Here is a 23,442-nt window from a genome sequence, read left to right as displayed (position 1 = left end):
TATGGCGTCTCGCGAGGTAGTCACAGGCTGATCTCGATGTCATCCGGCTTCTTGCCGGCGGCTGCGGCCTGCTCCTCGAGCGTGAGCTCCTGCGCATCGATGCGGATGTCGAGATCCTTGCTCGGGTCGAACTCGGGAAAGAGGTCGACACGATCCAGGATGGTCGCGACGAGCTTTCGCAAGAAGATGCGGGGCGCCACGCCGACCTTGCCACCGAGCTTTCCCGCGACCTCGGTCGCCAACCCGGAGAGCACCGCGTCGGAGACGCGGGCCTTCATGCGGTCAGGCGCGTCCGTCGGATACAGGTCGCGCACGCGACGACCCACCTCGACCAGGCGCTCATGGTCGAACGGGAACAGCCGTACTTGGACGTCGCGCGGGTTGTCCCAGCGGGCGTCGCCAGAGAAGTCGACGTGCAGTCGCTGGGCGAGCGGCGGCAGTCGCTTCACTCCGTTCGGCCCATCGAAGAAGGCGGGCGTCCCGGTGATGAGCACGTACAGCCCTGCGAACCGACCGCCATAGAGGTCATCAATGAGTTTTCGGATCGCCTCCAGGCTTTTGTCTCGGCTGTCGGAGCGAACCCGCTGGATGGTCTCCACCTCGTCGAGAACGAGCATCAGGCCTGGCCTTCCGCACTGATGGAGGACAGCGAGCAGGCCCCGCAGGAAGCCCATTGCACCCGTGTGGTCTACCTCGCCCTTGATGCCCGCCTGCCGCTTGATGTCCGCGCTGACGTTCGGCTGACCCATCAGCCAGGCGATGAGCCCCTCGGCCAGCGCATGGTCCCCAGCCACCTCGGCTGTGTGGTAGGCACGAAGTACCGCCGCGTACTGCGGCTGTACCGCGCTCACGTCCTTGAGGCGTGCTTCGAGCAGCTCGCCCACGCCCGCAGCCAGCGCCTTCATGTCGTCTGGATCTCGGAGCGAGCGTGAGACCTCTTCTTCGAGGCCCATCAGCCATTGCGAGATGATCGCGCGAAACGCCCCCGTGTCCCATTCGGAGGTTCGCAAGCCCTCGGTGGCTCTTCGGTAGACTGTCTCCAGCCGATGCAGCGGCGTGTCGTTCTCCGAGATCTGAACCTCGGCGACGGCGAAGCCGCGTGCGAGCGCCTGTTGCTGATACCAGCGGGCGGTGAAGCTCTTGCCGCAGCCAAAGTCGCCTCGCAGCGCCTTGAACACGGCCCCGCCAGTCGCGCAGCGTTCGAGCTCCTCGCGCAGCGAGACAGCGAAGCGGTCGGTCCCCACGGCAAACAAGTCGAGACCTCGACGCGGTACCGTTCCCCGGCGCAGCGCCTCGGTGACGTCCTTGCGGAGCAGCACGCTCGGCGCGCTCATTCGGTCACTCCAAACTGCGAGAGGAGCCTTGCCTTCTGCAAAACGACTCGGCGGCCGGCGACGTCGTGTTCAACGATGGCGAAGCCGTCGGCGTTCAGGACACCCATCCGCGCAACGACGCCGCCCACCTGATGGGGACGCACGCCACACGCGTGGGCGAAGTCCGCGGCGGTCATGCTGCCACCCGCCCCCACGAGCACACCGAGCCAAGTGAGCACACGCTCGATCTCGGGCTTCAGCACGCCCGCAACCTGCTGCGCAAAGAGCTTGGACTGTCTGAGCCGCACCACCAGGTCCGGCTCGCTCGGAGCGTGAGGCGGCGCCAAGGCCGACTTCGCGGGCTCCACGGGAATGAGTTGCAACTGCTTCGTGGTAGGCGCGGTCTGCGTCGGCTGGATGGCAGCGGGCGGGGCTGCCAATCGTATGATTTTTAGCGCCCACCAGTCAGGTTCAGGAAGCACGCGACACGACAGCTCGACATCCTCGCCAACAACGCGGTCCAGCCACTCGGGTCCAATCAAGAACGCAGGAGCAACCGCCTCGGCCAACGACAGCCCGCCGTGCTCTCCGTAATGGGGCGCGCGGTTCGCGACCGACGTGTCCCAAAGCGCGGCGACCCCCGCCGCCCCGCGCGGCTTCCACGACGTCCTCGGCAAGAGCACTTCGTCGGCCTGCGGCTGCTCGCCTTCGGCCAGTGCGCGCCAACGCGCTCCTCCCGTACTCCCCTGAGGAAGGCGGCCAGCCGCGACACGCATCGCATCGCCGGCGACGTGGCCATGATCTGCAACGAGGAGGACGGCGCGCTCCGCGCCATCGGCAGCGCTCAAGAGCGCCTCGAGCGGCAGAATGGGCGTTCGGCTGTAGTCGACCGCGACCTGCAGGCTGCCCTTGAGCTGCTCGTCGATGGCGTTCACCACTACGGCGACGACCCGGTGATCGCTGGCGATGGCCTGCTTTACCTCGTCGATGAGCGCGTGCCCCGCGTGGATATCGCGCCGGAAGAACACCGTGAGTGGCTCATCCCCCACCAGCTCTCGAACATGCGGATTCTCCGCCCAGCGAGCGTCGTCTCGATCGGTGCCTTGGTCCCCGAAGCGCGGATCAGCCACCCCGGCGAACAGCGCGGCCCGACTCACCTCGGTCAACGTGGGAACGGCAGCCAGCACGGGCGGGATCGGCAGCTGCCCGTTCCAGCCAGGCACACGCCACGCGATCGGGCTCCATCGACGTTGATCGCGCAGCCGCTGAAGCACCTGGACGGCCGCCGCGTAGCTCATGCCGTCCATGAGGACCAGGAGCAGCCGTCGGTGCTCGCCGCCCTTGAGGAACTGGGCCACGACACGTTTCGTGACGTGCTCGATCGGGAGCACCTCGCTCGACGGCTTTCCGGCATCTACCCAGGCCACGTAGGCCTGTGCGAAGCGTTGGTCGTCTGCTCGCGCAACTGCATCCACCGCGTCGAGCAGTCGGCGAACGGCCACCATCAGCTCTTCGCCTGCGCCGCGCATTCCGCGTACACTTTGCCTTGCCCAGTCGAGGAAGCCTCCCTCCTCGGCATAGCGCCGGGCGAGGTCGAGGGCGGCCTGCCACGTGGTGCCATGCTCGGCGAGTTGCGGCCGCACGCGTCGCCCGAGGATCCACGCGGCAAGCCGCGCCGCCATTCGCCGCGCTTCGACGTGTTCCGAACGACGAATCGCCCGATCCAACCGATGGGCGCTCAGGTGCTCAAAGGCCGCGAGCACCGCCTCTAGCGTCTCGGGACTCGGCGCATCGACGAACGCCAACAGGGATTCGGCGAGAGCTGCCTCGCGTGCCTTGTGACCGGCCGGCAACCACTCGCTCGCCGTAGCGAGCGCCGAAGCGCCACCGCCGACAGCATGCTGCTCTGCTTCGTCGAGCAGGCGACGATCCTCAGCGCTCTCCACGGACAGCACGGCTTCCAGTAGCGCCGGCGCCCCCCCCGCAGCGTACGCAGCTCGGACTTCACTCGCGAGTCCGGGCGCGATGCTCGCGACCTGACCGCTGACGAGGCCGCGCAAATACGCATCGGGGTGCTGCTCTGCCGCCACCAACAGCAGCAGAGCCTGAAGTGCCTTGTCGACGAGACCGAGCTCCCACGCGCGGAACCCCAACACTCCTACGGGTCCAAGGCACTCCTCGATCCAGTCGAGTGCCTCGCGCCGCACCGCCCGCAGCAGATCGTCCGTCTCGCATGCGCGAGCGAATGCAGGCCCTGCGTCCGAACCGCGAACCCAGCGAAGCCACTCGGAGGGCCCCTCAAGTGCGCGCTCCGGGATGCCGAACCGCGCCTCGACAAAGCGCAGCCAAAGCCCGCTGCGAGTCAGCCGAAGTCCCGTGATCTTGAGAAGTCCCTCGATGGTACCGGAGAGGACGAGCCGTGCGAGCGCCGTCGAGGAGAGTCCGGGGTCCACCTGACGTGCGCCGAACAGCGCAGCGAGGCGGGCGTCACGAGCGACGTGATAGATGCGACCGCCCGCGAGCCGGCAGGAAACGTCGAGCGGAAGCGCGTCCTCGGCCCAGTCGACGAGGTACACGCTCCCCGACGACGTTTTCTCTCCAGGGGCCGGCAACTTCGAGCGCAGCTCGAGTTCGCAGGCCGTCGGGATGATTTCCCAAGCGAGGCCATCCAATTCGAAGCGCCCCGGCTGACCTCGGCCGAAGAGCGCAAGGAGACGCGAACGGTGGTCGCGACGAAAGAGCCGCTCGACCTCCAAGCGAACGTCAGCCTCCGAAAGGAGCGGCGACTCCGTCATTCCGGCCTCCGCTTCCAGGCCGTGATCCTGATGACGATGCGCGACGCTCCCTTGCCCTCGGTTTCGAGGCGCTTCGCAAGCTTCCGCAGCGCATCGGCAGCAGCTTGCGCGTCGCCGAGGTCGCTCGACTCCTCGAGGACGATCTCCTCATCCTGCACCGGCGGGCGCGGCGGCTTGGGGGTGGGGACGCGCAGCAGCTCGTCCGCACGCCGGGTCAGATCAGCAAGACCGTCGGCGAGCATCTTGTTGACTTCGTCAGCGGTGAGCAGCGCGGCGAGGTCCTGAAGAAGCAACTTCGCGCGCTCGCCACGTTCGGCATCGCCAAGGAGCCCCTTCACCTGTCGAAGGACGATCCAGCGCGCATCTTCCTCGAGCAAGCGCTTCGAGGCGGCGGCGGTCCTGAAGTTCCGCTCCATCGCGGTGAGGGACGTCGTCGGCGCGAAGCTCGCGAGGTCGCGCACCATCGAAGCTCCGTCACCGCTACCCAGCAGCTCGAGCAACGTGGCACATGCTCGTGCCGTAGCCAGACGCGGGGCATCTCCGGGCTCGGCCCAGTCACGAATCTTCGGTTCGAGCGCGGCCGGCAGGTCTCTCGCGTCGCGAACACGGGCAAGCGCCTCTTTCACCTTGTCCGCGAAGGCCGACAGGTTGCGGGCACCCAGCGCTCGTCCTCCAATCGCCACACCGAGCAGGTCTCCGGCTCGGTTCAGGGCCTCCGTCCACTCGGCGAGCGTCGGCAACTCGGGACGCAGAAGCTCGACGTCGTCGGGGAACTGCCCGGGACGTGGGGGCGCGAAGCTGCGACCATCGCGCCGGAAGGTTCGCCCACTCCACGATGCATACAGCGAGATGAGGACGTCTTGCACCTCCGGCGGGAGCCCACGCGTCCGCTGCGGATCAAGCCAGCCTCGCACGTTACCGACCGTCGGCGTGTCCATGCCGGCCTGCTGCCGCTGCTGCTCGATGTCTTGGAACGACCGCTCCCGAAGCAGCACCGCAACGTCGCCGGTCTCCGTGATGCCGAGCGGATCGGCGTACGCGCGGAGGTCGTTACGTTCGCCGCGCTCCACATTCATGCGGCGCTCACGCTCGTCGAGCAGCTTCTCGACGAGCGCCCCCACCCTCTCCATGCGCGTCGCCGACACCGTGCCGTCGAAGCGCGGATGATGCGGGTACTTCTTCGACAGCATCGTATCGACGACCTGCCGGAAGCCTTCCTTCATGGTGCCCGCGAGGACGGTGCGAATGTCGAGGTCACCGAGAAGCGGGATGAAGTGCTCATCAACCGTGCGCGACTGGTCGAGGAACGCGCTGTCATTCGCCATCGCGAGCCCGTAGGCCTGCGCGAGCGTTCGCTTGACCAGCGCCTCTTTCTGCGCGCGAAGGCTTGCGAGGTCCGCGCGCGTGGTCGACTGATCCTCGACGCGAAGGTGACCGAGGTACTTGCGAGCATCCCCGTCGAGGATGTGCTCCAGGACCACCAGTTCGCCGAGCTCGCGCTCGAGCGAGTGGGAGAAGAACGTCGGCAGCCAGACCACGGTCGGGTTCGGCGGTGCATCGGCGGGCCGCGAGTCCCGGTAGCGTTCGACGGTTCGGAGATCCTCGTCGGGGCCATGCCCACGCTCATCGAAAGGGTAGTCGACGATGAGCTGCCACTCGAGCTCGCGCGGGCAGGTCAACGTGGTCTCGTCCATCTCGCGGACGTTACCGTAGCGAATGCGCCCCTTCCGGCGCGTGCCGTAGAACGTCAGCTCGGTTTCGACCACAGTGCCATCGCTGTTGAGCTCCAGCGCCTGGAACAGCAGGCGCCGCATCGTGGCCTTCCGGGCCCCCGGCGTATCGGCCTCCGCGGCCTGCGCGAGGATCGGCTGGAGATCGATGCCAGCGAGATGAATGCTCACCTCGGGATCGGCCTGCTCGCCCAGGCGAAGCGCACCGATCTGGCTCGCCCAGTCTCGCAGCCGCTGCGCGACCACTTGCATCTCGGCGCCGGGAATCGGCGAGGCGATGGTCCCGTGGTTCAAGTGAGCCAGGCGCTTGACGGTGAGCCCCTTGAACGGCCTGGCCTCGGGGACGAGCGCGGCCATGAGCAGCGTCTTCGCGAGGCGGTTGTCGTTGCGGCACGTGCGCTGCGTGCAGCCGCTGCAGCCGAGCCGGCGGTCGTGGTCTTCCCGCAGGCGCTGACATGCGCTGGGCGTGTCCGTGTTGTGTTGGCGACGGATGATGGGGAGAAAGCTCTCGCGATAGAGGTCGCGGGCGCGGTCGAAGCGCGCCTTCATCACCGGGTCGTCGATCGGGTCTTCGCTCTCCGCGAGGGCGTCGAACGCGTCCCCGACGGGCACGACCCGGCCGGTCTCGAGGTCCGGCAGATGGTTGACCAGAAGCTCCATCAAGATGCGGATCGCAGTGCGCTCGCGCTGCAAGCAGTCCGACAAAGCGACGAGCGCTTCGACGAGCGCCGGGGAGAACGGATAGACCTTCTTGAAGTCGGCCTCATCGCCCTCGCTGCCGATCAGCACGCTCTGCGCCTGCCCCGCGGCGCGCCACGTCTTCGCGAAGTCGTCGGCGAGGCGCTGCGCCGCTGAGTCATCCTTGGGACGAACCACGCGATGAGCGACGATGGCCGGGAGGTTGCTGTCGGCGAGGGTGACCGTCTCGAAGCGCCCGTCGTGATGGGACAGGTTGCGCGATAGCTCCGTGCGCACCGCGCCCTGCGCCTGCTCACCGAGGAACTGCGATAGGTCTCGCTGCCGCGCGATGAAGCTCACGATCGGGATGGCGCGATCGGCATCCTGCGCCTCCTTCAGCTTCACCATCTTCTGAACCTCCCGCCCGACGAACGGGAGATCGCTCGAGTTGCCGGCAAGCCACAGCACCAGCTCGTCGAGGTAGAGCACGATGGCGTCGAAGCCAAGCGACCTGGCATGCCGACTCATCACGCCAAGTCCGGTGTCCAGGTCAACGAAACGTCCCTGCTGCGACGTCCACGACGTGAAGAACGTCCGAACGAGGTCGCTGAACAGCTTGGCGCGAGGGCTCTGCGCGTCTCGATCACTCTCGCCGACGTAGGTGGCGGAGGCCGCGGCGTCGAACGATGCAGCATCCCACTTGCGCTTCTCGGCGAGCTTGCCCCAGCCGGTCGCAGCCTGCTGGACTCCGCCGTTCAGCTTGCCGAAGAAGGTGTCGTCCCCGAGCGTGATGCGCAGGCGCCGTGCATCGTCGAAGAGCCCCTGGTCCGCGTACACTGCGGGAACGGGCGCATCGGGATGGTGCTTGGCAGCCCAAGCGACGTAGGAGCCGAGGATCTTCGACTCCATGTCTTGTGCGCCGAGCATGTGAATCGGGAGCTGAAGCAGCTTCTTCTTTCCGATCCACGGGTTCTTGCCACGCAGCTCGTGCAGCTCGGCACGACGCCACGGCGCCGGGTGGTCCGCGAGCATCAGGTCGAGCAGCGCCATGAAGTGGCTCTTGCCCGCGCCGAACGACCCGTGCAGGTACGCCGCCTGGCTGCGACTGTCGCGCAGCGCGCTGCCGATGATCGACAGCGCGTGCTCGAACGTCTGCACGATCTTCGGCGTGATCGCGTAGTCCTTCACCGTGCGTTCGGGCTGAGCGATGCCACCCGTGAGGTCCTGGACGAAGTCGCCCTTCCGAACGGCTTCCGGCAGATCGAGGAGGTCGTGGATGCGTGTCATGAGGAAGCCTTCTTCATGGCGTCGAGAACCGAGGGCCACGGCGCGGGTTCGAATGCCTGGGTGGGCACGAGCTGCGAGAGGACCCAGTCGAGCACTTCGCCTGGGGTGAGCGCCGGCAGCGGAACACGGACCTCCGGACCGGTGTCGAGATCAGGGCCCACATGACAGTGCAGGGCGGCGTGACTGCACGCCCCCAGACCCTGGCGATCGCCGTTGGGCTTCTTTTCGGTCTCCCGGTCGTCGGGGAGATGCACCGCGACCGCCCAGCTCGAGCCATCGCTTCGCTTCCCTTCGACGGAGACGGTGAACGAGTGGAGATGCCCCTTCCGGCTGACCAATCCGAGGACCGAGATTTGGGCCGTCTTCAAGTCAGCAAGTCCGGTCAACGGCTCGGCCGCCTGGGCGTTGTCCTTCCGAATGGACCACTCGACGAGCTCCCCCGAGCGCTGCTGGCTGAAGCGACCGCGAATGCTCTTGTCGCAATGCCCGGCCTCGGCAAGCGCGATGAGCCTCTTGCGAACCTCGCCAGTCCACGTCGGCGGCCCGGCGCGAACCTGGCGATGGCTCGTGTACAGCTCGACCCAGGTCTTCACGTCGCCTCCAGCAGCATGGCGCGATAGGCCATCCTGAAGTTCTCCGCGGTGTTGGGATGAGCGCCAACTCGCCAGGCCTTCAGCCATTCCTCCGGCGACGTGCCGAGGTCGCGTTCGAACGCTTCGCGCTCCTCCTTCACATCGATTTGGGCGAGGGCGTCGGGATCGGCATCACTCCCCCCCACCCAACTCGCGAGGCTCATGGCCTCCGCCGCGAGCGCGCGTTGCCCGTCGCCCTCTCGGACGAGGAACAAGACAATCGGCTGGGTGCGCCTGGGCGCTTCGAGCAAGCGATCACGGCTCGCATCGAGGTCGAGCACGACCTCACGCTCGTTGGCCGGGACGAGAAGGACCAGACGCGAGGGCTCTGTCAGGGCGCCCTCGACGTCGTCCTTGCGCACGGGATTGGCTCCCGCCGCGGCGAGGCTCTCGACCTCGCCGACGAGCCACTCTCGCAGGCCGAGGTCGGGGCACCAGACAATCGCGACCCCGCCCTCGTCTCGTTCGATGGCGTTGATCATCGCCTGAACGGGATCACGCACGGCTGCCTCCCCGCTCAATCGCGATGTGCGCCAGGGGGTGAAGCTCGAGCACGGGCACCTGCTCCCTCACGCGTTCGAGAAGAATGCCGTGCGCCATCAATCGAATCTTGCGGCTCAGTTCCAGCTCGCGACCGTCGGTACCCACAGCGTTCCGCGCTTCGTCTGTATCTCCCGGAAGCAAGAGGCGACGGAAGGTGTCGATCTGGTCCGTGCAGGCGTCCTTCAGGTCCTCGACGATGGGCCAATCTCCTTCTCGACGAAGCTTCGCGTACGAGGCGGCATCCGCCATGAGCTGAAGGAAGATGCGAGGGATGCCTCCGCTGGCCATCGCCGCATCGGCGACGAGGCTTCCTCTGGCGGCGGCGCGAGCACGCTCCTCATCCCAGGGGAGACCAAGCGATACAAACGTCTCGGCATCACCGGGATCGAGCACCTCCTCGGGGAGCTGTAGGCGACGAAGGAGTACGTTCTGCAAGAAGGCGCGACCCTCGCGACCGCGCTCGCCGTCGACCTCGACAGCTCGCGCGGACACGAAGCGCTCACCCGCCCGGATGATGGTCTCCGCGTGAGGACCGAAGGCAGCATGCCAGGGGATGACCGCGACCAACTCCACCTCTTCCGGCAGCGCAGCAAGCGCATCGAACAGCTCCATCGACGCCGGACCTTCGGGCACCTTCTCCAGGCCGTCGAGCAGCAACGTGACGCGCCCTTGCCTGGAAAGCCGCGCGACTTCGACGAGCACCAGCCGCGCGAGGCCGGCGGGGCTCCAGCGGCTGCTGACGCTCTTCTGCGACTCCTCGAAGAGCCCCTCCGACAACGACAGGTGGAGTGTCTCCTTCGCGACATATGCAACGCGGCCCGCGATGCGTTGGAGCATCTGCTCGGGACCGAGACGTCGCATGTTCTCCCAGCGGTCAAGCGGGATGAGGCATGCCACGCGATGCGGCTGGAGCAGCTGCGCCGCGCGCGCGAGCTCGGTGCTCTTTCCAACTCCGGCGGGTCCACCGAGCAACACCGGCGAACGGTTCGCCAGAATCCAATTGGCGATTTCCTCGCTGGCGCCCCCAGGTCGCCGCACGTATTCGGTCGCGCCGGGGCGAACCGGAATGTGCGGCATCAGGGATGTCCAATTCGCACTCATGAGCTGCTCTCCGTCGCCACGTATCGGGCGGGGCGCCCGCCCAGCTTCTCGATCAGCCCGTCCGCTTCGAGCTTCTTGAGTGCCTTCTTGATGAGGGCCTTCGTGACGCCCACTTCGCTCGCGAGGTCCGCTTCGGTCGGGCCTTCCGGCAGCTCGGCCTCCTCGTCTTCGCCTTCATCGTCATCGCTCTCGGGTTTCCAGCTTTTCAGCGCCGCGAGCACGTCACTCGGGTCGACCGTCGTGCGCTTCGGAGCGGCGGGCGGCGTCCACGCGCGCAGGTCGCCCACCGCGATGCCAAGCGTGTGCGCCTCGCCAGCGACGAAGTCGCGGAAGAACTCGCCGAGCTTCATCTCGCCGAATGCAGCCGACGGCTCGTTGTGCCACTGGAGGAGCCAGGGCACGCGCTCATCGATGCCCGCGAGCAGGGGAACGAGCCGGTCCCTGGTCCAGCCATCCTCGGACTTGCGCCGCTGGTAGAGGCCCGAGAGCGCTTGCGCCACTTGCAGGTGGTCCCAGCCCGCCCAGCCCACGAGCGGCGTGGTGTCCTCGTCGGTGTTGCCGCCGGGTACGGTGACGAACCGCTCCTTGGGCACGTCGAGCTTGCCGCGCAGGCCCCAGTAGTGCCGCAGGAAGTCCTTGGGCCCGTACTTGTCGGGAACCGGGATGGCCTTGAGGGCGAGGCGCTTCAGCTCGGGCGCGAGCGTGCCTGCGTCTTCGAGGCGCTGGAGCCGCCAGGTCTCCTCCCAGCTCGCGCGCTTCTCCATTCCGGTCTCGGCGTACCGGTAGCCCGCGAGGAAGGGCACGCCTTCGCCATCGACGAGGTCGGAGATGAGCCGCACGAGCTCGAGACCGCTCTCCTCGGTGAGCAGTTCGTGCGCCGCCTGCACCGTAGGATCGCGACCGAGCTCGAGTGCGAGTTGGCGTGCCGTACGCAGCTCTGGCGTGCTCTGGTCTCGGAAGGCGGCCTCGATGCGTTCGAGCAGCCACGTACGAACGGCCGCCGTGAAGGCCTTGGCGTCGTCGGGCGGCGACCAGCGGCGCTTGGTCTCCGGCGTCTCGAGCAAGCGGAGTTGCTTGCCGTGCTCGGGCTCGTCGAGGAGCCGCAGGCGCTGGCGATAGAGATCGGCGAGCGGCCCGCCGACGTCCGAGGGCGCCTCGCGCTTGTGAACACGAAACCATTCGGAGGCCGAGATGTCGGTGCTCACCTCGCGCGCGAGGCGCACCTCGAAGGGGCGGTGGTTCGGCTCGACGGGGACGCGAACGGCATCGACGGACGGCGCCTCGACCGTCGGCAGACCGAAGAGGCCGTACACGCGCCAATCCATCTCCTCTTGCAGCGAGACGAGGATGCCCCGCAGCCGCGCGCGCTCGGCGAGGCAGCGCGTGCGGGCCTCGCGAAGCGCTGTGAGCTTGGGCGTCGCCGAGAGGATGGCAGCCACGATCTTCTCGGGCGCGAGCGCGGCCATCTCGCGCACGGTCTCTTCGGCAGCAAGCACTAGGCCGAGGAGCGCGCCGCGCAACGCGTCCAGCTTCGGCACGGGGAGCTGTTGAAGCAGATTGCCGGCCATCTGAAGGCGGTCCTGCCACGGCGTCTTGGAGAGGCGCGCTCCTGCGCCTATCTGGTCGCCACCCTTCTGGAAGAAGTTTTGGCGCCCCCAAAAACCGACCGCTGACGAGTTGAGGTGACCCAAGAGCGCGCTGTAGTCGCCGGCGTCTGCGTCTCGGCCAAGAAGGACTAGCGGCGCAGACTGCTTGCAGACCGTCGAGCGCTCAGTGACAACGAAATGGTTATGAGTCGCGACTTCGCCATACGCTATCTTCCTCTCAGCTTGGAGCTTGTCCGCAGCCACTTGGTGCCACTTCCACCAGGGTTGATTGTCGGACCGGTACGTCCCACCGTTGAACGTTGCGCGCGCATAGAGATGCTCGCGATACGGCCACAAGAAGCGACCGAGAGCCGGGAGGAGGTGGATATCAATGAGGTTTCCATCTGAATCGTAGGGAAACACACAGTGAGTGACCGGCCCAGCGGACCAATCGCGCGGCGAGTCACCCGAGAGAATCGGGCGAACGTTCGCCGCGTCGACTCCAAATCGACGGAAGACACCAACGTCCAAGCTGTAGCAGTCGTCGGCATTCGTCATACCGAAGACGCCCGTTACCGCGATTGACTTTAGTCCAGCGCCCTTTTCATCAAAGTCCTCAAGCACGCCGCGAGCGCCACCACCGGCCATTATCCACGGATGCCTGCGCAGTTCCCGGCGTGAGACAGCCTCGGTCGAAACGTGAACGCCATCAAATCCGAGATCGTTGTGATGCCGTACGATCTCGGTCCATACGGGCGCGCTTGCCGGAGCAGGAGGCACTTCTCGTTCACCGCGCTTCCCAAGCACGGCAACAATATCCGCCTCTGTCCCGACACGATTCTGACCAAATAGAAGCAGAGTTGGTGTGCCGTGACCAGGGAGGTAGCACCCCGAAGTGTCGATGATCTTGTGCACATCGAGCTGCGGCAAGACCTTCTCGATGAGCGTCTTCCCGTAGTCGCGCTTCGTCCAAGCGTTGCTGTTGATCATCCCAACGAAGCCGCCCTCGACACCAAGGTCAAAGAAGCGCTCCGTGAACGGCGCGGCCAGCGCGTACTTGCCTGCCGCGCTCTCGTACATCTCGCGGTACTTCTTGCGCTTGGACGCGTCCTTCTCCGTGATGTACGGCGGGTTGCCGACGACCGCGTGGTAGCGCTTGGTGAGCACGCGCTCGACGTCGGGGCGGTTCTCAAGCCGGAAGAGCCGGTCACCCCAGCGTAGGTCATCGTCCATCGACATCTGACCCACGCTGAGCACGCGTTGGTCGAAGCGATGCAAGAGGCTGTCAGCGACGACGACGTTCGGACGAATGTCCGGCGCGCGTTCGAGGCGCTTGATGCCAACCGCGTCGAGCACCGCGAGCACTAGCCGGAAGCGTGCGATGGCCACCGCGTAGGGGTTGATGTCGACGCCGTAAACCTGGCCGAGCGCCCGTCGCGCGAGGTCCGCGATGGGCTCCGTCGGCGCATGGGCCTGCCATCGACCCAAGAGGCGGCGGAAAGCACCCAGCAGGAAGTGCCCCGAGCCGCAGGTTGGATCAATCAGGTTCACCTCGGCGAGGCCGAACTCGCGGATCGCCGGATCGAGCGTCTGCTCAAGGATGAACTCCTCGACGAACTCGGGCGTCTGGAGGAGCGCATAGCGCTTGCGCACCGCTTCGGAGAGGTCCTGGTACAGGTCGCCAAGGAAGCGCGTGTCCTCGTCCGCGAACACGAGTGCGGGCGCTCCGCTCGCATCGGGCTTGCGGAAAAAGTCAAGCAGCGCCTTGGCACCTTCGCTCGAGGGTGCGAGCACCCAGACCGGGTTGTGGCGCGTGTCGAAGACGTCGCGCGCGCCGGGGAGCTTCGCCAGCTCGCGGAAGATCGCGAGCAGGTACTCGCGCGGGCCCAAGAACGGCGCGACCTGGAGGAAGAGCGCCTCGCGGTCTTCGGCCGCACGCAGCGCTTCCTTCGTCGCGCCCGCCACGCGCGGATCGACGTAACCGCGATCTTCGAGCGTGCGCACGAAGACTACCGATAAAATCCACGCGACAGCGAGCTGGGTCACGCGCTCACGGCGCCACGGCTCGAACCCGACCCCGGTTTGACCAGCGTTCTGCTCTTCGGTCCACGCGGCACGAAGTCCCGCCTCGACACGCTCGGTCTTGGCACGCGCAAGCAGGTCCTTCTCGAGCGCCTTGAGCGCGGGCTGCAGCAGCTTGGGCAGGTTCGTCATGATCAGGGCGTCTCCGCGGCTTTATGGGCGTTCGCCAGCCATGCATCGGGCATGACGAGCCGCTGGCTCGGTAGCGGCACGGGTACGGGCAGCCGACCGTTGATGGAGGGGGCGGTGCCGTCAGCGTGCGAGGGCACTACGAGAAGAATGGCGGGCGCATCGCCGCGCTCGGAGCCTTCAACGATGCGCGCGAGCGCAGAAGCCAGGCCATATCGCGCGAGCGCGCCCGGCCACGCCAGCACCAGGGTCTGGTCGCGTCGGTGGAGCAGCTCGTCGACGACGCGGTCGGTCGCCTGGCGTACCAGCTCGACGAGGAGTGGCCAGTCGGGCCCGCCGGGACCGGCGCGGTCGGCGGCCTCGACATTGGCCCAGTCGACGCCAAGTTCCTCGGCCTGACGGCGAATGGCGTTCGTCAGAGCGTGGTCGAGCGACACCGCCTGTGTCTCGAGCGCCCCCGCGAGCGCGTCGATCGCACGGCTCGCGACGTCCGCGCGCACCTGGATCACGCGGAAGCGGCCCGCGGCCACGCCGCGATCGAGCTGATCCTGAAAGGCGGCGGCGCGTTGCGCTTCGGGGCTGCGCCGCTGCACGAGGCCCGGTGCCGTGGGCTGGCGCGAGGGCAAGGCAACGGTCATCGATGTGTTCGCGTGCTGCCCGGGTCGTGCGTACTCGCCCGTGCCGATGTCCGGCATGAAGACGAGGCCGTGCGGCGCGAGCAACTCGTCGAGCGCCGGACGCTCGGGGAGCGGGACCGCCTCGGGATAGCGAGCCGCGATGCGCCGCCGGACGACTTCCGGGGAGAGCCCCGCGCCCGAGAGCACGGCGAGGCTCAGGGACAGCGCGCGCGCCGCGTCCATGCCGCGAGGGTAGAGCTCGAGCCGCGCCGACGCCGCTGCGCGCTCGCTGGCGCGGGCGGCGAGGGTGAGCCGCTGGTCGGCCGGCAACGTCGCCAAGGGAGTTCCAGCGGCGACCTCGGCGAGCGAGGCACGAACGACTTCGGACGAGGGAAGCGGCTCGATCGCGGCAAGGTTGTCGGCGCTCTCCGCGAGGGCCGCGAGCGCGTCGAGCACTTCGGGGTCACGCGCCACCCAAGGCGTGCTGCCGATGCGCCGCCAGGTGGCAGGAAGGTTGGGTCGAAGTTCCAGCGCCACACGCACGAGCGCCGCGGCGGTGCGCACGTCGTCGTCGCTGGGCGTCCCCTCGGTGCGGGCCTTGGCCAACGCGTGGGCCAGGTCCATGAAGGGCGCCGCGGGCGACGCGGCGTCGAGCGCGGATGACAGGGCCTGCGTGAGCGAGGCCGCAGCAGCGTTGTCCGCCCAGCGCTTGTTGCGCAGGAACTGAAGGCTCGAGTGGAGCTGCGCGGGCTCGATGCCGAACGCCCCAGCGACCTCGGACACCGTGCGCGCGGCCGGGAGCCCGGAATCCGGACGTTCGTCGGGCAGCGGATCGAGCCCGACCAGCACACGGAGCCGACGATTCGCCTCGTTCGCGCTGGCGCGTCCGATGAGCTCGCGAGCCCAGTCGCCGAGTGAGCCCGGCGTTGGCTCTGCGGCGGCGATGGCCGCGAGCCGCTCACGAAGCGCGTCGGCGCGGGCACGCCCGAGGAGCTTCTCGATGCGAGCGGCGGGAGCGAGCGCGGCATCAATGGTGGTCTTGAGCCCCGCGGCCATCAAGCGGTCGACCGTGCTTGCCTCGATGCCGGCCTCCGGCTCCTCCAACAGCAGACGTGGGCGCGAAAAGCCCGGCATGAACACGGGGCGGTTTTCGACTTCGAACCGAGCGCGAAGCTGATCGGCGAGCGCCACGATTTCACGCGCGACATGCGTGCCGACACCGCGAACGACCGAGAGCTGGTTGCGCGGCAGGAGCAGCAGCTCAGCGACCGTGGACACGCCGGCCCGGTCGAGCGCGTTGCGTGCGCGCGCCGACAGCGGCAAGGCATCGACGGGCGTCTCGGGACGGACCTGCTCAAGGGCGATGGCGGACGCGCCGTCGTCCGTCTCCGACTCGACCGACAGCGCATGCACCCACGCCTGTCGCATGGCCTCGGCGCTGGAGAACCGGGTCGTCGTCTCGCGCGCGAAGGCTCGGCGAAAGAAGGAGGTCAGCCGGTCGCGGACCGCCGCATCGAAACGCTCGGCCTCGACGACCACCTCGGCGGTCGCGTCGCCCTGCGGGAGCGCGGGCCGCGCGCCGGTGAGCGCGTGATAGAGCACGGCGGCGGCGGCGTAGCGATCCGCGTCGGCGTCCCACGTGCCGCGCAGATACAACCAGGGGTCGCGCCACTCCGCGGTGCCAGCGCTGATGGCGGTCACGTCGGCGGACGAGAGCGAGAAGTCGAGGAGGAGCAGGTGGCTCTGCTTCTTCGACAGACTCGTGAAACCAACGTTGGTGGGCTTGATGTCGCGGTGCGTGACGCCAGCCTCTTCGAGGTACTGGACCGCCGAGAGCAGGTCATCGCCGTACCGACGCGCGAGTTCGAGCGGCAACGTCCCCTGCTCGCGAAGCACGTCACCCAGGCTCCGATCACCCGCGAACTCGAGGAGCAGGCACGGCAACCCGCCGAGCGTGAGGACGTCGCGCAGCGCGACGATGTGCTCGTGCCGCAGTTCCTGCAGCGTCTTCGCTTCGGCGAGCAGCCGCTCACCGCAGCCCACATCGTGGGGGACCTTCAGCGCGAAGTCGCGCCCCTCGCGACGCACGTGGAGCACCAGCGCCGTCCCGCCGGAGCCCAGGCGACGCTCGACGCGAAGGCCACCTTGGAGGGTGTCTCCCTTCTGGGCTTCGCGCGGATCCGCGCCCGCGCCGATGTCGGCCGCCGGGCGCGTGAGCGCCTCGAGGACGAAGGCGTTGAACCAATCGGAGATGTCGTCGGCGCGAGCATGAGGGTTCGGCTGCGTCGCGAAAGAGATCGCCTCGTCGAGGATCGCGAGATCGGCGCGAACCGCCGAGGGGCGAAGACCACCTTCGCCATCTTTCGCTCCCTTGATGCGCTGCTCTCGCTCGGCAAGCGTCGCGGCGGGGTGCTGTCCGGTGAGGACGAGCCACGCGAGGCAACCCACCGAGAAGACATCGCTCTCGTACGTCGCCTTCTCGGGGTCCGCGAGGACCTCGGGCGCCTGGTAGAGGCGATCCAACGCCTGCGACAGTTCGTGGAAGTGGCGGGTCCCGACGCTGCTGTGCTCGAGCCACGCCGCGGTTTGAAAGCGATGGAGGCGCACATGAATGCGCCCGTCCGCCCCGCGCCGGACCAACACCGAGGCGGGCGAGAGATTGCGGTGCAGAACACCCGAGCGGTGGCAGTGGGCGACCGCCTCGACGATCTGCTGGAGAAGCCCGAGCCGCTCGTCGAAGGTCAGGTTGGGCTCCTGGCGCACGAAGGCGTGCAGCGGGAGCGAGCCTTCGAAGGCCTCGAAGAGCACCGCCGGGCCGAGCGGCGCGTCGTCGACGAAGGAGCGGTAGGCGAGGATCCCGGGGTGCTGCCCGATCTGCGCGAGCGTCCGTGCTTCGCGTCGGGCTGCGCGGTGAAGCTGTGCGCGCCTCTCGGCGGAGGTCGCGGCCGGCACCAGGTAACTGCGGACGCGCGCTTGATCGCGCTCGACGGCGGCGTTCTTCGCGAGGTGCTCCTGATAGCCATCGCCGTCGTCGACGAGCTCGACGAGCTTGTAGCCCCCCACCACGCGCGCAGTCGTGCTCGGGCGCAGGCCGAGTCGATGAGCTGCTTGGAGCAACTGCTTCATCATCGGCCGGTTGACGATGCGCTGAGCGTCGCGGCCATCGAGTCCGTTGACGAGCCTGGAGCCGACATCCTTCGGGAGCAGCAGCCACGGCGGCCGGCCGCCGTCGAGACGCACTTCGGTGACGTGGGAGAGGAAGACCGCCGCATGCACGTAGGGGCGCTCTTTGCCGAGCTGCCGTTCGAGAAGGTCGGCGAGCACCTTGGCTTTCAGGTTGGCGCCGGGATACGGGCACTCGATCGTGCGTCGCCCTCCTCCGTCTGTGAAGGTCCAGTCCACGATGTCACCCGTCAACGCGCCCGGGTGGCTCTTGATTTCGACGAGGAACAGGCCCTGACGAGACAAGAAGAGCAGATCGATTTCGTACAGTCGGCCCGACGCAGGGTCGTAGAGCTCGTGAAGCTCCCACGCCTGGTGCGGATCGGTGTCCGAGAGGGACTCGTGCTTGTAGACGAGGTCGAGCGCCTGCCGCTCCCATGGGTAGGGAGTCGGGCGACCGCGATGAATACGACCTTCGGTGAATGCCAAGCTACTTGCCCCCCACGCTGCGTGCGAGCTCGGCGGCTTCGGGCTCGGCGTCGGCCGAGACAAGGGGCGCGTCGATGTGCGCGAAGCCATGAGCGCGCAATGCGCTCACTGCATCTGCGCTCGGTCGAACGATGACCGTGCGGCCTCTCGCCCCCAGCAGGACGGCAGCAAGGCCTGCAAGCTGTCGGAAGGCAGCGTTGTCCGCGACAGCCACTACCTGATCGGTCCACGACAGCGCGCGGTCCTCGGCGAATGCCTTGGCAACGGCGACGAGCGCAGCGCCGCCCGCGGCGACGAGCTTGGTGGCCGGCGTGAGCGGTGGAACCGGAACGGACGCACTTTTCACGCCGAGCGCGGAAGCAACGTGGTCGAGGGTCGCCGGACCATTCGCTTCGGCAAGCAGCCGCTTCGCGGAGTGGTCGTCGATGCCGCCCCAATCGGGGCCGAAGGGCTCATCGTCGGCAAGACCGAAGAAGCCGAAGCACTCCGAGGGGGAGAACGCGGCGCCCCACGTTCCCGCCGCGTCGCGGAGCAGGATGTCGAGACGGTCACCGGACCCAAGTGCTCCGGCGAACTGCGTCCATCGGGCGTCCGCGTCGGCACCGAAACGACGAGCCGCGCGCTCCCGAGCGTCGAGGGCGCGGAGGCCAACCACCGCGGCGCTGTAGAAGGCCGTGCGTTCCTGCGAGGTCGGTGGACTCATCACTTCGCTCCCTCCTCGCCGTGGCTGTTAGCTCGGCGAGTCTTCGCGTCGCGCTGACGAGCGAACAGCCTCGGCGTCAAGCGTGTGGTGCGGGCGTGGATGGCGGTCATTTCTTCTTCCTCGTCGCGCTGCGGCGCACTGGCTTGGCCCGCCCACGCGTCCCATTTGCTCCGTCCGCGCGCACCCAGTCGTCTACCTCCGAGAGCTTGAACTTCCAGAGCTTGCCGATCCGATGGGCTGGGAGGCCCTTCGAGTCAATCCATCGGTATACGGAGTCCCTGGCGACACCGATGTGAGCCGCGACGACGTCGACGGACACCCAGGGCTCGGCAGGTTGAATCTGCGTCGCGACTCGCATCCCCAGACCATACCAAGCTCCACATGTCCATCAAGGAACTACGTGAGTCGGTCAGAGTCGGTGAACCGCGGTCGCGGCTCACGTCGCCCGCTGCTCCCTCCCAGTCCTTGGCGTACGCAATGGCCCGACGGGCTCGCTCATGGGCTCGGTGCCGCCGACCGCCTAAAGCTCGCTCCCCGGACCTGGGATGTCCAGCGCGAGCAGCATCAAGGTGAGCACTCGTTCCAGGCCAAGCCGAGCAGCCGTTCCGGCCCGGGCAGCCTTGAGCCGGTCAGCTCGCGCACAGCACGCGCACGATGCCCCTCCCCTGCTGCGGCCGGGGCATGGCATGGGCCACCCGCCACAGGCGACCGGGGGTGAAGAGTTAGTTAGGCCTGGGGAACACGGGCCGAAGGGCGGGCAAGGCCCTCCGGGAGCTGCGCGCCGCGTCGCTGTCCAGGTTCGGCACCAGCAGCAGGAGGCCAGCAACCTTCTCCGGGAGCCCTATGCACGGCAACAGCCGGAGCGCCAGTGTGCCTGGCGCCGTGCAGCAGCCGTCCGGAGTGTCAACGCTTCGGAACGGCGCGGTTGCCGGGGCAGAGAGCCCGGAGGGCGCAAAGTCCGCGGAGTGGGCAAGGCGGGCAGGCCCGGGGGCTGTAGCTGCGTCCGCCGTGTGCCATACCGGCCGGCTGATGCGGTGCGAACGGGGGGCCTCGGGCTGTTTCGAGGTGGCGCTGGCGGTGGCGCCCCCCTCCCTGCGGCTGTTGTCGCTGCGTCGTGTTGGCGCGGCAGGGCGGCTCTCGGCGAGGCCCCGTCAGTAGACGATGCAGTCGAACTTCTCGATGACCGCTCGGAGCTCTTCCGGAGTGGTGCCAAGCCGCTTTGCAACAGTGGGGGCATGGTCGGTCAACGCCTTGGTGCGCGCCGGGTGGGTGTGAAGCTCGTCCACGACGACAGAGCCATACCGGCCCGGCCACTTGACGCTGCGTAGCTCAGCGGCTCGTTCTATGGGGTTCAGGATGGTGAAGCACGGCCACTTGGGGAAGCGGATGGTGGAGGGGTCACACTCCATGATGCGGCAGGCATCCAGGCGGGCCTCGGTGAAGTCACAGTCCTCGATGAACCCGTGCTGATAGCCCGGCAAGCTGCTGTACTCGGGCCAGTATCCGAAGTCACAGCCCGTCAGCTTTCCCTTGAAGCGACAGCCCTTCAGGGAAGCGGCCACCCATTGCTGGTGGTTCTTCAGCTCCTGCTTCACCTCGAAGGTGCAGTTGATGAAACGCGCGCCATCGAAGAACAGGCGCCGCGCGGACACCTTCAGCACGAGGGTGCAGCTCAGCATCGACAGGTTGGGGCCCAGGAAGTAGTGCGCTTCCTTATCCGTCAACTCCAGCCGCTCGTTTTCAATGTCCTTGTTCTCGAAGAGGACGTTACCGAACCGGTCCATGGCCACCGCCCCTTTCAGAAGGTGAGCATCCGGAAGAACTCGCTCGCCATGCGCCTGCCGTGCCTTGCCAGGTTCGACTCCGTTCCGGAGAGAATCTCGTACTTGCGGTTGTTCGTCAGATCAACCACGTCGACGCCCTGGCGGTTGAACTGTAGGCGGCCCTTGAATTGTGCCTCCAGCTCGGCGTGCACGAAGCGCCCCCGGGCTTCGCGCTCCAGCAGCCGCGCAAGCCAATAGTCGCCGTTCTTCTCGGCCTCGGCAATGGCCCGCTTTTCGGCACCAGAGAGCCTGTGAGGCCCCCACTCGTTGGCGGCCTTGGTGACGGCTTCCTGGAGCATGTCGCCCACCTTGTCCTCGGCGGGGATGTCCGCCACGGACTTGCCGGGGGGGAGGTGCCAGCGTTGGCCGTCGCTGAGTTCCACCTGCCGGTTGCCACCCCGGTGGCGGATGACGGTTTCCGCCGAGCGGCCCCCGCGAGCCGTCTCCCGGCCAGGGACATGCCCCCTCTTGAGCATGACGACGGCCAGGGGGCCTTGTGGGGAGGTGGCCACCTCCTCCGTCACCGCCACGGCCTTGGCGAGGGCGCTTTCCGTCTCGAGCGTCACCTCCACGGCCTCCGCGTGCGACATGGCGGCGGCGCCCCCCTGCGCCTCGAATTGCTCCGCCGCGAGGTTGAAGCCCGGCAGGGACTTGAGCCGGGGCAACACCTGCCCCAGCGTGTGCCCAGCCAGTGTGGAGACAGCGATAATCATGGCGCGGGCCGCATCCTCGCCCAGCACCTTGCCGAACTCTTCACCGGCCGCGCGCAGTTCCTCGAAGGTGGTGGCGTTCTGGGCCGCAATCACGAGCCGGGCCCAGCCGTCCATCAGGCCGTACACCGTGCTGAGGCCCAGGTAGCCCATGAGAATGACGGTCAGGCTGGCGGCCACCAGCTTGGTGGTTGGCTCGGGTACTACCCACATCATGCAGTACAAGGCGACCGTCCAGACGACCATGGAAACGAGGGCCTGCACGCTGAGCAGCTCGGCCTTGAGGGCGTCGCGCGTTTCGTCGAGCACCCGGCCGAAGGCCAGGGCGAGGGTGAAGGTGTACCGGCCCTCTTCGTCCAGGTAGCGCCCGTTCTTGAGCACATGCAGGCAGTCTCCGCCGCCCCGGGGGACGCACCACTGGAGGTAGCTGTCCGTGAGGGCGGCCTGGGCCACGGGAACGAGCTCACCTGGCCCGTGCTCGCGCTCGGGAATCAAGGCGTAGCTGACGCGGTAGGGCGGCTCCACGTGAGGCTCCAGCCTCCAGTCGCCTGACATGCCTGGCACGACGCTGAGCAACTCGTAGGCGGCGTCCCGAGGCGTCTTCTGCCCCATGCGCACGTCGCGAGCGAGCCGCTGGAAGGCCCTCTGAAACTCGGGCTTGAGAATGGGCACTGGCTGTGTGGCAGCTGCCCCGGGCTCCAGGAAGGCAGCGAGGTACACGGTGGTGGACTCAAGGTCGGGCTCCGATGCCGGGGGCACACGTGCCTTGGGGGCCGATGGAGGCGTGAGGGAGGTGTAGCGGTAGCCCGGCGTGAGGCCGCCCCAGGGGGCGTGTGTGGCGCAGGCCGACTGGGTGAAGAGGAAGAGGACGAACCAGTATGCGAGCAGCTGGCGAAGCGACGCGCCAGGTGGGCGCGAGCCGACACGACGGGTGGACACGGCGCACCTCCGGAAGCGACGGCGCGCGTAAGCCGCCGCTCTGGAATTACACGGAAATACGGGTGCGCCCGTCAAGCTTGGGGTAGGCCAAGGGCGGCAGGATGCAGCAGGTAAGTTGTGACTGGAGAAGAGCCCCTCGTAGAGCGAGCCTACGGGTCCGCCACGTTCTCCAAGTGGAGCTACGGGAACGTCACGTTGTCCAGAATGACGGAGCGCCCGTCCGCATCCCACAGCGTCAGGGTGTACGCGCCGCGGGCCTGCTTCGTGGTTGCCTCGAACTCGACCATGACGAGGCCGGGTGTCGCGCCCGGGAGAATGGAAACGGGCGTCTCCTCCACAGGAAGCGGCGTGAACTCCTCGCCCTTCGCCCCTCGCAGCATGGCACCCGCGAGCGCCCAAGGCTTCGTCCCTGGGTTCTTCAGCTCTACCTCCACCGCGACGCGGCCTCTTACTTCGCTCCCTGCTCGGGCGGACAGGGCCGCTAGCAGGCCAAGGGCATTGTGTGGCCTCGGCTTGATGTCCTTGTGAATGCGTTTGACGGCGACGCCGAGCACGTCATCGAGGAGACCCGCCGCGCGCAAGCCCCGGAGTCCGCCCGGGCCTCTCTGCTCGGCCTGCATGCGCGCCTTCTCCTCGCGGCATTGCTGGACCTCGGCCCGTGCCTCCAGCGCCTCCTGTTTATAGAAGGCCACCGGGCGAGTCTGACGGATGACGTCCAACTGCCGCACAGCCCGGGCGGGGTGTACCACCAGGAGGAAAGAGAGGCTCGCCGGGGCCGCTCCATCGACGAAGTAGACAGTTACCCGCAGCGGCTCCATGTCGCGCATGGCCTCCGAGGGAACGACCATGAACGAATCGGCTGCCTCCGTTACCCGGCGGAAGTGCTCGCGCCCCTCCAGCTCCACACGCGCCAGGTTCGCGTCGAAAAGGAAGTTGCTGGTGAGGTCGGGGGTGATGCAGAGCGCCGGCACCCGGGCCGGTGCGTCCGCCTCCACTTCCAGGCGCACGTCACCTGCCTCGCATGGCGGCAGCGGTGGGCGCTCGGCGGCGTCAGCGGTCGAGGTGAGCAGGGCCAGAGCCATGAGGCCGGCGGAGGACGCAAGGGGCACGGGGAGTCAACCTC

At 67.6% G+C, this 23,442-nt stretch carries 13 protein-coding genes; all 13 read right to left on the bottom strand.

Features of this window, described 5'->3' with window-relative positions:
- Positions 1-20: 20 nt before the first annotated feature.
- Positions 21-1,334 (bottom strand): BREX system ATP-binding protein BrxD, encoded by a 1,314-nt coding sequence (gene brxD / locus I3V78_RS19485; protein WP_204489967.1) that lies wholly within the window; start codon positions 1,332-1,334, stop codon positions 21-23.
- On the bottom strand, positions 1,331-4,108 hold the full coding sequence (gene pglZ, locus I3V78_RS19480; protein WP_204489966.1) for a BREX-2 system phosphatase PglZ: 2,778 nt from the start codon (positions 4,106-4,108) through the stop codon (positions 1,331-1,333). The genes brxD and pglZ overlap by 4 nt, the downstream gene beginning before the upstream one ends.
- Positions 4,105-7,803, bottom strand: a complete 3,699-nt coding sequence (locus I3V78_RS19475; RefSeq protein ID WP_204489965.1) for a BREX-2 system ATPase PglY family protein — start codon at positions 7,801-7,803, stop codon at positions 4,105-4,107. The genes pglZ and I3V78_RS19475 overlap by 4 nt, the downstream gene beginning before the upstream one ends.
- On the bottom strand, positions 7,800-8,396 hold the full coding sequence (locus I3V78_RS19470) for a hypothetical protein (protein ID WP_204489964.1): 597 nt from the start codon (positions 8,394-8,396) through the stop codon (positions 7,800-7,802). The genes I3V78_RS19475 and I3V78_RS19470 overlap by 4 nt, the downstream gene beginning before the upstream one ends.
- Positions 8,393-8,938 (bottom strand): hypothetical protein, encoded by a 546-nt coding sequence (locus tag I3V78_RS19465; protein ID WP_204489963.1) that lies wholly within the window; start codon positions 8,936-8,938, stop codon positions 8,393-8,395. Before I3V78_RS19465 ends, I3V78_RS19470 begins: the two co-directional genes overlap by 4 nt.
- The gene (locus tag I3V78_RS19460) at positions 8,931-10,055 is read right to left on the bottom strand and encodes a P-loop NTPase family protein (protein ID WP_204489962.1); all 1,125 of its coding nucleotides are present in this window, start codon (positions 10,053-10,055) and stop codon (positions 8,931-8,933) included. Before I3V78_RS19460 ends, I3V78_RS19465 begins: the two co-directional genes overlap by 8 nt.
- Positions 10,056-10,075: 20 nt before the next feature.
- The gene (gene pglX / locus I3V78_RS19455; protein WP_204489961.1) at positions 10,076-13,879 is read right to left on the bottom strand and encodes a BREX-2 system adenine-specific DNA-methyltransferase PglX; all 3,804 of its coding nucleotides are present in this window, start codon (positions 13,877-13,879) and stop codon (positions 10,076-10,078) included.
- A gap of 2 nt (positions 13,880-13,881) precedes the next feature.
- Positions 13,882-18,144, bottom strand: a complete 4,263-nt coding sequence (locus tag I3V78_RS19450; RefSeq protein ID WP_204489960.1) for a protein kinase domain-containing protein — start codon at positions 18,142-18,144, stop codon at positions 13,882-13,884.
- 1 nt (position 18,145) lies between these two features.
- A complete protein-coding gene (locus tag I3V78_RS19445) occupies positions 18,146-18,847 on the bottom strand; it encodes a hypothetical protein (RefSeq protein ID WP_204489959.1) in 702 nt (233 codons plus the stop codon).
- Positions 18,848-18,953: 106 nt separating this feature from the next.
- Entirely contained in the window at positions 18,954-19,205 is a 252-nt protein-coding gene (locus I3V78_RS19440) for a helix-turn-helix domain-containing protein (RefSeq protein WP_204489958.1), read from the bottom strand.
- Positions 19,206-19,998: 793 nt separating this feature from the next.
- A complete protein-coding gene (locus tag I3V78_RS19435) occupies positions 19,999-20,631 on the bottom strand; it encodes a hypothetical protein (protein ID WP_204489957.1) in 633 nt (210 codons plus the stop codon).
- A 14-nt stretch (positions 20,632-20,645) separates the two neighbouring features.
- Positions 20,646-22,319: a SitA5 family polymorphic toxin gene (gene sitA5 / locus I3V78_RS39320; protein ID WP_338023669.1), complete on the bottom strand. Its 1,674-nt coding sequence runs from the start codon at positions 22,317-22,319 to the stop codon at positions 20,646-20,648.
- Between the two features lie 179 nt (positions 22,320-22,498).
- Positions 22,499-23,401 (bottom strand): DUF2381 family protein, encoded by a 903-nt coding sequence (locus tag I3V78_RS19425; protein ID WP_204489956.1) that lies wholly within the window; start codon positions 23,399-23,401, stop codon positions 22,499-22,501.
- Between the last annotated feature and the right edge of the window lie 41 nt (positions 23,402-23,442).

Source organism: Archangium primigenium (assembly GCF_016904885.1).
GTDB lineage: Bacteria > Myxococcota > Myxococcia > Myxococcales > Myxococcaceae > Cystobacter > Cystobacter primigenius.
This window is presented reverse-complemented; position numbering and strand designations above follow the sequence as displayed.